Raw genomic sequence first — 12,017 nt, 5'->3', positions numbered from 1 at the left:
CGGGGACCGAGGTCAGGCGAGTCGCGGCCGCCGGGGCGCCGGCCGGGGCGCGGGCGCCGACGCCAGGCGCAGCGCGCGGGCGAGCGGGCGCGCCAGCCTCACGAGGCCGCCGGGCCGCGCCGGAGGCGGCGCGGAAAGTGGACAAACCGCGCGATTGCTCATACACGCGCGAGCATGTCCGACGAGCTTCCCCCGCTGCCTCCCTTCACCGCCGAGACGGCCCGGCAAAAGGTCCGCAAGGCCGAGGACACGTGGAACACCCGCGACCCCGACCGCGTGGTCCTGGCCTACACCGAGGACACGCGCTGGCGCAACCGCGCCGAGTTCCCGGTCGGCCGCGAGGAGGTGCGCCGGTTCCTGCAACGCAAGTGGGCGCGCGAGCTCGACTACCGGCTGATCAAGGAGCTGTGGACATTCGCCGGCCCGCGCATCGCCGTGCGCTTCGCCTACGAATGGCGCGACGACTCCGGGCAATGGTTCCGCAGCTACGGCAACGAGAACTGGGAATTCGACGCGCGCGGGCTGATGCTGCGCCGCCACGCCAGCATCAACGACCTGCCGATCGCCGCGTCGGCGCGCAAGTTCCACTGGCCGCTCGGGCGCCGCCCCGACGATCACCCCGGGCTGTCCGACCTCGACCTGTGAGGTCGAGGCCGGCGGGCCGACGGGCTCACTGCGGGTTGATCGGCTTGAGCGCGAGGCCGCCGGGGTAGGCGTAGCTGGCGGCGTAGGCCTGGCCGCTGACGCTGATGCCGAACGGCATGTTGCCGGTGGCCTCGTTGGTGCCGGGCCCGCAGTTGGCCTCGCCGGGGTTCATGTCGATCGTGGCCCACTGGTAGCCGCTGTTGCCGATGCTCGTCCAGCGATTCTCGGGCACGACGCCGAGGCAGGCGACGTCGACCTGCGCGCCGGTCGGGCGCACCAGCTTGGCGAAGTCCTTGGTGTACGACGAATCGACGAGGAACACGTACTCCGACTGGAACTGCTCGTTGGGGATCATGAGCAGCATGTAGGGGTCGCCGGGGTTGTCGGCCAGGCCGGTGGCGGTGCAGCCGAGCATGTAGCCGGCGACGAGGATCGGGTCGTCGGCGGCGATCGAGAAGTCGTTCTGGTCCTGGAACTCGACGATCTGGCCCTTGTTCATCACGATCTGGGCGCCGAGCGCCGTCGGCGGGTCGAAGTTGACGGTGGTGTTGTCCTCGGCGGCGAGGATCCGCCACAGCATCGGCTCGTTGCCGCGCTTGGGGTTGCGCGAGGCGATGTAGTTCTGCCCCCACGTCTCGAGCGGGAAGATCTGCTCCTCGACGTGGTCGCAGGCGCTGACGCCGGCGGGCACGTTGGCGCACGAGTGGCCGCCGAACACCGCGACCGGGGCGCTGCTCTTGATCGCCGTGCCGCTGAGGTCGGCGTTGCTGGGGCCGACGACCACCTGCATGTAATCGTAGCGGTTGAGCAGCACATTGGTCGGCTGATTGGCCGGCATCGCCGGCAGGCCGTTCTGACCGGCGGGGGTGTTGACCTTCGGCGTGACCGTGACGGTGGTGTTGTCCTCGGTGGCGGCGATCACCATCGTCGAGCCGTCGCCGGCGCCCTGGTTCCACGCCAAATGGAGGTAGTCGAGCGCGAGCACGTGGGTCGGCAGGAGCAGCGAGGCGTCGGTGGTGAACCCGGCGGCGCCGCCGATCGGGTTGAACTGGACGGCGACCACCGGGTAGTCGGAGGCGACGCGGAAGGCCCGGCCCTTGCGGATGCCGTTGCCGAGGAAGCCGGCGTCGCCGGTGTAGTAGCCGACCTGGCCGTTGCTGCTGCCCGAGAGGTTGAACACCTGGACCTGGCGCGGCGGGACGGAGCCGGCGACGATCATCTGCTCGTTGCCGCCGTTGTTGCGGTCGAAGATCTGGATGTTGGCGGCCTCGGTGAAGCTCGGGTTCGAGATAGCGACCGCGAATACGAAGGTGTCGCGCGGCGGCAGGTTGGTCATGTCGACCGCCCAGAACTCGCAGCCGATGTTCGACTTGACCGCGGCGGCCTTGTCGCACGCGCTGACGCAGAAGCCGGCGTCGCACACCTGTCCCTCGGCGCAGTCGACCGGGGGGTCGAAGCCGGAGCCCTGGGCGTTGCACTTCTGGGTGCTGTCCTCGTCGGCGCACTCGCTGCTGCCCGGCGCGCACACGAGCGCGACGCAGGCGCCCTCGAGGCAGATCTGGCCGCCGGCGCACGGCTGGGGCTCGAAGCCGCTGCAGTCGGCCGCGCACTCGCCGATGTTGCTGCCGTCGATGCAATCGCCCTGGGCCCCCGGCTCGCACGCGCACGGCTGGCACGATTCGGTCATCTCGCTGCAGAACTGGCCCGGAGCGCACGGAGCGTCGACGTACTCGCCGTTCTCGCACACCTGATGCGTGCCCCGCTTGCACTGCTCGGCGCCGGGCTGACATTGGGTCGGATCGGTGGTCGGCGACATCGTCGTGGTCACCGCGTCGGTGGTGACGTCAGAGCCCGTCGGCATCGCGGGATCCGTCGCCCCCATCGAATCGGTGCCGGTCCCCGGATCGGTGGGGCTGGCGGTGCTGGTGCTGCTCGGGGCGGTGACGCTGGAGACGCCGGTGACCCCCGAGAGCGTGCTCGTGTCCGTCCCCCCGTTGCCGACGTCGGCGCAGGCCGCGACGGCCACGGAGAGGAGGAGAAGCCGGGACGTGGTCGATGTAGGGGCGCGCTGCATGCGGGGCAGTAGGCCGGAGCGCCGCGGGTGCGTCAATGACGGGTCTGCGAGTCGCTGGTCGCGCGAGGTGGTGCGAGCGCGCTCTCGTCATTGTGGCTTCGCGCGTCCGTGCGCCGACGCGTGCATCTGCAGATGCGCGGGCAGTCGCGCGCTGGAGCTCACGGATGACCCAAGAGACATGTGCTGTGAACCCGCGCCGGCGGAACTCGCAAACGCCGACGTCCTCCCGCGTACGAGGTCGGCGTGTCGCGCCGGAGCCTTCGTCGAGCTCGCGGATGCACGGCGGCGGAGCGCGCGGGCTTGCGGGCGCGGTCGCTCCACGCGCAGGCTCTCCCGCGTGGACCCCGGAGATCCCCCCGTGCGCGGGCGTCGTGCCGATGTCGTGCGGTTGCCGCGGGGGCACGACGTGCGCGTTCCATGATCACCTGCGTGAGGAAGAGCCGGTCGATCCCACATGGTCCGCGGGATCGAGCCCGAGCGGCCGCGGAGATGCTGTCGATGAGGGCATGTTTGAAGGGACATGCCCGATCGACCATGGTGCGAGCGGCGGCCCCGGCGGCGCGGCGACGGCAAGTGACGATTGCGGCCGGGCGGCCGGTGTCGGCGCGGTCGCCCCGCCGGCGAGGTTCACGGCGGAGATCGATCCCTCCCGGCTCGGACTCGCGGAGCCGCCCCGGGCGCATAACCTGTCGGTCCGGACAGGTCCCGGCCGTGCGCGGCGGCGCTGCGCGGGTGGGCTCCTGTGTTGCCGTCGGCGGGGGATCGCCCACGCTTGCGGGCCGAGGATCCACCACCATGCGGCACATGTCCTGGTTCACGATCGCGTTCTCGCTGTGCTCGTCGGCGGCGCCGTTCGCCTGCTCCTCGTCGTCGAGGGGCGAGGAGGGGGCGGCGCTGGCGACGCTGGAGCCGCTGGACGGCAGCGGCGTCAGCGGGACGGTGCAATTCACGCGCGTCACGCCCAATCGTATGCGGGTGCGCGCGCAGGTCCAGGGGCTCACGCCCGGATTGCACGGTTTTCACATTCATGAATTCGGCGATTGTTCGGCGGCCGACGGCAGCTCGGCGGGCCCGCACTTCAACCCCGAGAACAGGTCGCACGGCGGGCCCGAGGGGCCCGAGCATCACCTGGGTGACATGGGCAACATCGAGGCCGCCCCCGGCGGGCGTGCCGCCATCGCCATGACGACCGACGTGATCACGCTCGACAGCGGCCCGCGCGGGGTCATGGGCCGCTCGGTGATCGTGCACGCCGACCCGGACGATCTGATGACCGATCCGTCAGGTAATTCGGGGGCGCGTCTGGCCTGCGGGGTCATCCGCGCCCTGTCGGGGGAGACCCATCCGATCCTACCGTAGTCGTAACATCGAGCGCCCGGGGATGGGGCCTGATGGCACCTCCTCGTGACAATCGCGCGCGAAAATTTGCCGCGGCTCCGCCCGGCTGATGCACGGCGCGGATATCCTCCGATTCATGGTGAATCGGCGGAGCGCGCGAGCGAACTTCATCCTCGGTGGATTCATCCTCTCGGCCGGCTGTCACGTGCCGATGCCGCCGGAGCTCGAGCTCGACCGGCAGCTGCCGTGCGGCAACGGCGAGCCGCGCGCGTGGGTGATGGCCCCCGACTACGCGGCCCTCGAGGCCCGCCTGTCCGCGGCCGGCTTCACCGTCGAGCCGCTGGCGCTCGACCAGTCGCCGTGGGGCCTCGACGGGCTGGTGGTGTTCGGCTCGGGCGCCAGCGAGATGCCCGAGTACGGCGAATACATGCAGACCTACGCCGACGACCTGTACTTCTTCGTCGACGAGGCGAACGTGCTGCTGTCGCTGGCGCAGCCGACGGACGCGGAGACGGTGCCGCCGTTCTTGCCGACGACGCACACGGCACGGCGCGGGGCGGCCAAGCTGGTCGAGCTGGAGGTGCTGGACCCCGACCACCCGCTGCTCGCGGGCGTGGAGATCGACGGCGGGCGCCTGGCCTGGCGCGGGGAGCTCGGGCACGACGCGTTCGTCGAGCAGGGCGGCTTCGAGGTGGTGCTGGCGGGCGCGGGCGACGGCTCGGACGGGGCGCTGCTCGAGGGCGCGTACGGCCAGGGGCGGATCGTGCTGACGTCATTGCCGCTCGACGCGCCGGAGGGCTCGGACCTGCAGCAGGAGGCGTTCATCGCCAACTTCTTCGCCAACCTCGCCAGCCACGTCGAGGGCGTGTGCGTGCGCGAGACGACGCCGATCAAGCCGACGCCGCCGCCGCAGCCGGTGCCGTTCACCGCCGGCTCGACGGTGTTCGCGGTGCTGCCCGACACGCAGGTCTACTCGCTGCGCTACCCCGGGGTGTTCGACGCCCAGACGACGTGGATCGCCCGCAACGCCGCGTCGCTCAACATCGCCTACGCGTTCCACCTCGGCGACATCGTCAACAACAACACCGAGCTCGAGTGGCAGCGCGCCAGCGGCTCGATGAGCATCCTCGACGGGATCGTGCCGTACGGGATCGTGCCCGGCAACCACGACTACGGCCCCTCGGGCGACGCCTCGACCCGCGACACGCTGATGAACGAGTGGTTCGACTTCGACGACGCGGCGCTGATGCCGAGCTTCGGCGGCGCCTTCGAGAAAGGCAAGCTCGACAACACCTATCATTTGTTCGAGGCCGGCGGGCAGCGGTGGATCGCCGTCATGCTCGAGTGGGGCCCGCGCGACGCCGTGATCGACTGGGCCAACGCGGTGATGGAGCAGCACCCCGACCGCCTCGGGATCTTCATCACCCACGCGTACCTCAACAACAACGACCGCCGCTACGACCACAAGGACACCTCGTCCCCGCAGGACTTCAACCCGCACGAGTACGACACGCCGGGCGGGGTCAACGACGGAGAGGAGCTGTGGCAGAAGCTGATCCGCCGCCACCGCTTCGTGCTCACGCTCAACGGCCACGTCCTCGGCGACGGCACCGGCTACCTCGAGAGCGTCACCGACCGCGGCAACGCGGTCCATCAGATGCTCGCCAACTATCAGATGCGCGAGCTCGGCGGCGAGGGCTACCTGCGCCTGCTCGAGCTGATGCCCGACGGCAAGACGATGCACGTGCGCAGCTACTCGCCGCTGTTCGACCGCTACCTGCTCGGCGCCGACCAGCAGTACACGATCGAGCTCGACGTCGAGTGACCGGCGCGAGCGCCGGGCATTCGCAGGAGGAGCGCAGGCCCCGGGCTTACCCACGCGCGCAGGGCCGCGCCGGAGCGCAACCGCCCGCGATTGTTGTCTACGCTGCCGGGCCATGCGTACGCTTCCGCTCCTCACCGCCACGGCGCTGGCCTTGACCGCCGCGCCCGCACTCGCGGCCGACAATCTGACGATCCAGGAGACCGTGCTCGACCGGCCGACGCTGGTCGCGCTCGGCGTGCAGGTGCTGATCGCCGACGACGACGATCGCGACGCGAGGATCGACGTGCGCTACCGCGTGGCCGGGGCGGCGGAGTGGAGGGTCGGGGCGCCGCTGTTCCGCGTCAAGCCGGAGAAGGTCGAGCTCGCGGTGCCGCAGCAGTTCGCCGGCAGCGTGTTCGACCTGCTGCCCGGCACGACCTACGAGATCGAGCTGCACGCGGTCGACGCCGACGGGCTCGACGAGACGTGGACGGTGATGGGGACGACGCGCGCGGTGCCGGGCGACCCGGCCGCGCCCAACGTGATCCAGGTCGGCGACGCGGGGGAGCTCGCCGACGCGCTCGGGGCGGCCGAGCCGGGCGACGTCATCGAGCTGGCCGATGGGACATATGGCGGCACGTGGTCGATCGACGGCAGCGGGACCGCGGAGGATCCGATCGTCATCCGCGGGGCCAGCACCGCCGGCACGATCCTCGACGGCGAGGGCGCCGCCGGCAACATCCTCGAGGTCTACGGCAGCCACGTGCACGTCGAGCGCATGACGTTCCGCAACGCCAACCGCGCGATCCGCTTCCAGGCGGCCGGCGCCGAGGGCAACGTGGTCCGCCGCGTCCACATCGAGGCGGTGAACCTCGGCATCGGCGCGCGCGAGGACCAGCTCGACTTCTACATCTGCGACAACACGCTGAACGGCCCGCTCGAGTGGCCGCACGTCTACTCCGACGACGGGGGCGTCAGCGCCAACGTCGACGGCATCGTGGTGTACGGCCACGGTCACGTGGTCTGTCACAACGAGCTGGTCGGCTGGGGCGACGCGATCAAGACGGCCCAGGACGGCGCGCGCGCGGTCGACTTCTACGGCAACATCACCCGCTCGGCCTACGACAACGCGATCGAGCTCGACGGCTCGGCCGGCAACACCCGGGCGATGCGCAACCTGCTGCTCAATTCGTACGCGCCGCTGAGCTTCCAGCCGATCTTCGGCGGGCCGGCGTACGCGATCCGCAACGTCGTCGTCAACGTCACCGACGAGCAGACCAAGCTGCACGCCAACAGCGACACCGGCGAGACCGTCGGCGCGATCATCGTCCACAACACCTTCGTCAGCCCGAACCGCGCCAACGAGGTCCACACCAGCGACACGGCGCACGACTTCAAGCTGCTCAACAACCTCTACGTCACCGGCGCCGAGCCCGAGGGCGGCAAGACCGTCGACCTCACCTGCCCGATCTCCGACGCCGAGATCGATTACAACGGCTACTGGCCCGACGGACAGTTCGACTTCGGCGCCGCCGGCGACTGGCCCGACTTCGCGGCGATGCAGGCCGCCGGGTTGTTCGAGGCCCACGGGACGCTGCTCGGCGCGGACACGTTCGCCGGCGGCCTCACGGCGCCCGCCAGTTATATGCAGGTGGTGACGGAGGCCGACGTGGCCCTGTCCCAAAGTTCACCTGCGATCGACGCCGGCCTGGCGCTGCCCGGGTGGATGGGCGGCTTCGAGGGCGCCGGCCCGGACCTCGGCGCGCTCGAGTTCGGCTGCGACGCGCCGCACTACGGCCCGCGCCCGGAGGGCGTCGACGAGAGCACGCCGCCGCCGGCCTGCGGTGATTCGGGCGGTGACACGACCGGCGATCCCGAGACGACCGGCGATCCCACCGGCGGTCCGGGCAGCGACGGCGATCCGACCGATGGACCCGATCCCACCGAGGGCCCCGACCCCACCGGCAGCGGCTCCGGGCCGACCACGTCGCCGACCACCGGTGACGACCCGAGCGGCGGCGACCCGAGCGGCGGGGTGGCGACCGATGGCACCGGCGATCCGGGCGCCACGGGCGGTTCGGAGCCCTCCGGTGAGGGTTGTGGCTGCCGCGCGGCAGCGCGCCCGCCGGCCTTCATGCTGCTCGTGCTGCTCGCATTCGCCCGTCGCCGCCGGCGCTGAGCGCGATGCAACACCGGCGCTTGTTCGGTATCGTCCGCGCCATGTCCGAGACGTACTACAAGATCATCGACGGCAAGAAGTACGACAAGCAGATGCTCGAGATCGCCGAGCAGACCACGGCCGGCAAGGGCGACGGCCGGATCTCGCTCGCCGACGCGCAGCGGCTGATCGGCGCGGTCACCGACGGGGGCCGCTATACCGATGTCGAGAAGGAGACGATGGCGTACATCCGCGAGAACTACAAGTTCACCGACGAGGCGGACTCGTGGTTCCGCGAGGAGATCCGCCGCTTCGCAGCCAGGGCCTGATCCACCCCCGGATCGACGATGACGCGGGCGCCGGACCCCGGCCCGCGTCATCGTTTTTTGATGAGTTGGATCGAATGATGGCAGTCGGACTCAGTTGTAGATGAACGCGTCGTCGCCGTCGGTGACGGTGATGACGAGGATCGTGTCGGCCTTGACGGCCGGGTCGACGGTCTCGTACGCGGCCAGCAGGCTCTCGAGGTGCATCGGCCCGTAGGCGACGACGCTCAGGATCTGCTTGACCCACGCGTCCTCGGGGGCCACGTTGGCGCTGCTGACGAGGATGTCGGCGAGCTTGTCGTCGAGGATCGTCTTGGCCTGGGCGACCGAGTACGGGGCGTCCTTGGGGAAGCCGACGGCCCGCACGACGCTGACGCCGACCTTGAGGCCGTCGATCTCGGCCAAAAAGTCGGTCTTCTTGCCCATGGGGTTGGTGTAGACGATCGTGCCCTCCGTCTTGAGCAGCGTGGCCAGCTCGCAGCGCGCGAGCACCTCGTAGGCGACGATCTCCGAATACAGCGAGCCGGGGTTGAGGTTGCCCTCGTCGTAGATCTGCTGGCCCCCGGGGGTCAAAAGGTCGTAGTCGTAGCCGAGCACGCCGAAGTCGATCGCGCCGCTGAACACGAACGGGTCCGGTGATTCGAGCTCCATGACGTCGAGCAGGCCGCAATCGCCGGAGATCGTGCCGAGCTCGCCCGGCTCGCCGGTGGTGCCGTCGGTGGTCGAGGTCGACGAGCTGGAGTCGCCGGTGGTCGAGGTGCCGTCGGTGGTCGAGGTCGACGACGTGGAAGTCGAGGTCGTGGTGTCGCCGGTGGTGAGGTCGCCGGTGGTGGTGGTGGTGGCGACGCCGGTGGTCGGACCGACGCCGGTGTCCGTGAGCTCGCCGGTCGAGGTCGTCGATTCGGTCGAGGTCGAGGTCGTCGAGGTCGTCGGTTCGGTGGAGGTCGAGGTGGAGGTCGAGCTCGAGTCCTGCGTGGTGCTCGTGTCGGCGTCGGTGGTCGAAGAACCGGAGCCGCCGCAGGCCAGCAGGAGCGCGAGGAGCGGCCAGGGGCGAGCGAGCGCGGGCACGGGCATCGGCGGCGACAGTAGCAGGACGACCGCGGCCGTGGCGCGGGGCCGGGCGGCCGCGACGAGGGTGTGCGATCTCGCACCAGTGATTCGCGCTCGCTGGCGCGAACCGGCGAACGAATCGGGCGGCTCGGGCATACCTGGCGAGGACGATGGCCGAGGTCCCGGACGAAGAGCTGGTGGCGGCGCTGCGCGGTGGGGAGCCGACGGCGTTCGACCGGCTCTACGTGCGCTACGAGCGGCGCCTCTACGGCTACATCCGCCGGATGCTCGGCGAGTCCGCAGCTGCCGACGATCTGTTCCAGGACATCTTTTTAAAAGTGCTGCGCGACCGCAGCTACGACCCGGCGCGCGGGCGGTTCGCGCCGTGGTTGTTCGCGGTGGCCCGCAACGCCTGTCTGGCCGCGCAGCGCAGCGAACGCAGCCAGGCGTCGCTGCGCGAGCGGGCCGAGGCGCAGCTGCGTCCGCGCGAGGCGCCCGGGCCCGACGCGCGGCTCGGCGACGCGGTGCGGGTGCAGGCGGCCATGGCCGCGCTGCCCGAGCCGCAGCGCCAGCTCATCCTGCTCAAGCAGCTCGGCGAGCTCAGCTACCGCGAGATCGCGGGGCTCATGGGCGTCGCCGAGGGGACCATCAAATCGCGCCTGCACGCCGCCACGCAGGCGTTTCGCCGCCTGCTCACCGAGGGAGGCTCCGCCGATGAATTGTGAAGCCTGCGACGCGTCGCTGATCGACCACGCCTACGACGAGCTCGAGCCGGAGCAGCGGCGCGCAGTGACGCGCCACCTGGCCGAATGTGCAGGTTGCGCGGTGAGCTACTGCCGCCTGCGCGCCGACCTCGACGGGGCGCTGCAAGCCGCCCACGAGGCGCCGCCCGTCGCGGTGCGCGAGCGCCTGCGGGCGGCGGTCGAGCGCGAGTTCCGGCCGACGTGGTGGCGCCGGGCGCTGGCGCAGGTGCGCCGGCCGGTGCCGGCGTACGCGGTGGTGGCGGCGCTGGTGATCCCGGCGGCGCTGTGGTTCGTGCGCGAGTCGACCCGCGACGGGGCGACCGCGGCCGCGACGGCGCCGCGGGTGCGCGGGTACGACGCCGCGGCGCCGCCGCTGGTCGACCGACCGATCCTCTGATGACGATGATCCTGGTGAATGTGTACACCTGACCCTGGAGACATGTGACATGCGCAGATTCTCGCTGCTGACCCTGGCCCTGTTCGCCTGCGACCCCGAGCCCGACGACGCGCCGGCGACCGAGGAGGCGGCGCCCGTCGAGGCGCCGGCGCTCGCGGCCGCCGCCGCGACGACGCGGACGAATTCGCCGCCGCCGCCGCGGGCCGCGGCGATGCCGGAGGCCGAGAAGGCGTTCGCAAAGGCGCGGCGGCTGATCGCCGAGCACTACGTCGATCCGGCGATCGACGAGGGGTCGCTGTACACCGGCGCGGTCGAGGGCATGCTGGCGCGTCTGGGCCAGCACCCGAGCGGCTACCCGATCAACGAGCTGCTCGCGCCGCGCGAGCTGGAGGAGCTGATCCACGGCACCGGCGGGACGGTCGTCGGCATCGGCGTGATGATCGAGCAGGTGGCGGACATCGTCGTGGTCCGCGGGGTCATCTCCGGCAGCCCGGCGGCGAAGGCCGGGCTGCGCCGCGGCGACCGGATCCTCGAGATCGACGGGGTGCGCGCGCAGGGCAAGCCGATGGTCGAGATCGTCGACCAGATCCGCGGCGCCGCCGGCACCGGCGTCGACCTGTTCGTCCAGCGCGACACCGAGGAGTGGCACGAGAAGCTGGTGCGCGCGACGGTGGCGATCCAGAACGTCGAGTCGAAGCTGATCGGCGACAGGCTCGGCTACCTGCGCCTGCGCGGGTTCGCCGAGACGACGCCGGCCGAGTTCGACGCGGCCGTGGCGGCGCTGCAGACCGCGGGCGCGCAGGCGCTGGTGCTCGACCTGCGCTCGTGCCCCGGCGGGGTGCTCGACGCGGCGGTCGCGGTCACCGGCTCGCTGCTGCGCGACGGGCAGGCGATCGTGACGACCACCGGCCGCGACGAGCCGGCGAAGGTGGCCGCGGCCAGCGGCGACGGGCGCTGGCACGCGCTGCCGCTGGTGGCGCTGATCGGCCCGGAGACGGCCTCGGGCGCGGAGATCCTGGCCGACGCGCTGGCGGCCCACAAGCGCGCGACGCTGATCGGGGCGCCGACGTTCGGCAAGGGCACGGTCGAGAGCATCCACGAGCTCGACAACGGCTGGGCGATCAAGATCAGCACGGGGCGGTTCGTCGGCGCCGGCGGCGAGCCGCTGCCCGGCCGCGGGGTCAAGCCCAACGTGCCCGTGCCGGTGGCCGCCGACGCGCAGCCCGACCCGATCGAGGCGGTGCCGGGCGAGTCCGACGCGGCGCTGGCGACGGCCATGACATGGCTCGAAAAGCATGGTTGAAAGAGCATGGTGAAAAGGGCATGTCGTGAAGGACATGTCCTTCACGGCATGCGCGGGCGCGCGTGAGGGCGGGGTCGGGGCCGTCGCCATGCGGCCGCGGCCGCCGGCCCGCACGACGTGGTGAACGCGCGTTGAACTGCCCCGACAGCTCGAAGGGCGAAGCGCGAGACGTGTGCAAG

General features: G+C 71.2%; 10 protein-coding genes. 8 read left to right on the top strand and 2 right to left on the bottom strand.

What is annotated here, in order from left to right; all coding sequences use genetic code 11:
• The first annotated feature begins 174 nt into the window (after window positions 1–174).
• Window positions 175–645 carry a DUF1348 family protein gene (locus K7C98_RS17420; RefSeq protein WP_224192798.1) on the top strand — a complete coding sequence of 157 codons (471 nt, stop codon included), beginning with the start codon at window positions 175–177 and terminating at the stop codon, window positions 643–645.
• A 25-nt stretch (window positions 646–670) separates the two neighbouring features.
• Here the strand turns inward: K7C98_RS17420 and K7C98_RS44855 are convergent, their stop codons facing one another.
• Window positions 671–2,671 carry an IgGFc-binding protein gene (locus K7C98_RS44855; RefSeq protein WP_224192797.1) on the bottom strand — a complete coding sequence of 667 codons (2,001 nt, stop codon included), beginning with the start codon at window positions 2,669–2,671 and terminating at the stop codon, window positions 671–673.
• 852 nt (window positions 2,672–3,523) lie between these two features.
• On the opposite strand from K7C98_RS44855, the gene K7C98_RS17410 reads away from it, so the two are divergent.
• From K7C98_RS17410 to K7C98_RS17390, 4 genes are all read left to right on the top strand, one after another.
• Complete coding sequence (locus K7C98_RS17410) at window positions 3,524–4,078, top strand: superoxide dismutase family protein (protein WP_224192796.1); 555 nt, start codon at window positions 3,524–3,526, stop codon at window positions 4,076–4,078.
• A 115-nt stretch (window positions 4,079–4,193) separates the two neighbouring features.
• Window positions 4,194–5,882 carry a metallophosphoesterase gene (locus K7C98_RS17405; RefSeq protein WP_224192795.1) on the top strand — a complete coding sequence of 563 codons (1,689 nt, stop codon included), beginning with the start codon at window positions 4,194–4,196 and terminating at the stop codon, window positions 5,880–5,882.
• 112 nt (window positions 5,883–5,994) lie between these two features.
• On the top strand, window positions 5,995–8,040 hold the full coding sequence (locus tag K7C98_RS43690) for a chondroitinase-B domain-containing protein (protein WP_263429579.1): 2,046 nt from the start codon (window positions 5,995–5,997) through the stop codon (window positions 8,038–8,040).
• A 41-nt stretch (window positions 8,041–8,081) separates the two neighbouring features.
• Window positions 8,082–8,348: a hypothetical protein gene (locus K7C98_RS17390; protein WP_224192794.1), complete on the top strand. Its 267-nt coding sequence runs from the start codon at window positions 8,082–8,084 to the stop codon at window positions 8,346–8,348.
• A gap of 90 nt (window positions 8,349–8,438) precedes the next feature.
• On the opposite strand, the gene K7C98_RS17385 is transcribed toward K7C98_RS17390, so the two are convergent.
• Window positions 8,439–9,419 carry a hypothetical protein gene (locus K7C98_RS17385; RefSeq protein WP_224192793.1) on the bottom strand — a complete coding sequence of 327 codons (981 nt, stop codon included), beginning with the start codon at window positions 9,417–9,419 and terminating at the stop codon, window positions 8,439–8,441.
• A 146-nt stretch (window positions 9,420–9,565) separates the two neighbouring features.
• Between K7C98_RS17385 and K7C98_RS17380 the strand changes: the two genes are divergently transcribed.
• Genes K7C98_RS17380 through K7C98_RS17370 form a run of 3 tightly spaced genes read left to right on the top strand, consistent with a single transcriptional unit; the run spans window position 9,566 to window position 11,838 of the window.
• Window positions 9,566–10,120: an RNA polymerase sigma factor gene (locus tag K7C98_RS17380; RefSeq protein WP_224192792.1), complete on the top strand. Its 555-nt coding sequence runs from the start codon at window positions 9,566–9,568 to the stop codon at window positions 10,118–10,120.
• Window positions 10,110–10,535: an anti-sigma factor family protein gene (locus K7C98_RS17375; protein ID WP_224192791.1), complete on the top strand. Its 426-nt coding sequence runs from the start codon at window positions 10,110–10,112 to the stop codon at window positions 10,533–10,535. Before K7C98_RS17380 ends, K7C98_RS17375 begins: the two co-directional genes overlap by 11 nt.
• A 49-nt stretch (window positions 10,536–10,584) precedes the next feature.
• Window positions 10,585–11,838 (top strand): S41 family peptidase, encoded by a 1,254-nt coding sequence (locus K7C98_RS17370; protein WP_224192790.1) that lies wholly within the window; start codon window positions 10,585–10,587, stop codon window positions 11,836–11,838.
• Window positions 11,839–12,017: the final 179 nt, after the last annotated feature.

The sequence above is a fragment of the Nannocystis pusilla genome (assembly GCF_020073745.1).
GTDB lineage: Bacteria > Myxococcota_A > Polyangia > Nannocystales > Nannocystaceae > Nannocystis > Nannocystis radixulma.
Note: the sequence above shows the minus strand (reverse complement) of the source record. Positions and strands in the feature narration are given on the sequence as shown.

Excerpts from the sequence above, each read along its gene's own strand:
- K7C98_RS17420 (WP_224192798.1), top strand. The coding sequence starts at position 175 with ATGTCCGACGAGCTTCCCCCGCTGCCTCCCTTCACCGCCGAGACGGCC.
- K7C98_RS17410 (WP_224192796.1), top strand. The coding sequence starts at position 3,524 with ATGTCCTGGTTCACGATCGCGTTCTCGCTGTGCTCGTCGGCGGCGCCG.
- K7C98_RS17405 (WP_224192795.1), top strand. The coding sequence starts at position 4,194 with ATGGTGAATCGGCGGAGCGCGCGAGCGAACTTCATCCTCGGTGGATTC.
- K7C98_RS43690 (WP_263429579.1), top strand. The coding sequence starts at position 5,995 with ATGCGTACGCTTCCGCTCCTCACCGCCACGGCGCTGGCCTTGACCGCC.
- K7C98_RS17390 (WP_224192794.1), top strand. The coding sequence starts at position 8,082 with ATGTCCGAGACGTACTACAAGATCATCGACGGCAAGAAGTACGACAAG.
- K7C98_RS17385 (WP_224192793.1), bottom strand. The coding sequence starts at position 9,419 with ATGCCCGTGCCCGCGCTCGCTCGCCCCTGGCCGCTCCTCGCGCTCCTG.
- K7C98_RS17380 (WP_224192792.1), top strand. The coding sequence starts at position 9,566 with ATGGCCGAGGTCCCGGACGAAGAGCTGGTGGCGGCGCTGCGCGGTGGG.
- K7C98_RS17375 (WP_224192791.1), top strand. The coding sequence starts at position 10,110 with ATGAATTGTGAAGCCTGCGACGCGTCGCTGATCGACCACGCCTACGAC.
- K7C98_RS17370 (WP_224192790.1), top strand. The coding sequence starts at position 10,585 with ATGCGCAGATTCTCGCTGCTGACCCTGGCCCTGTTCGCCTGCGACCCC.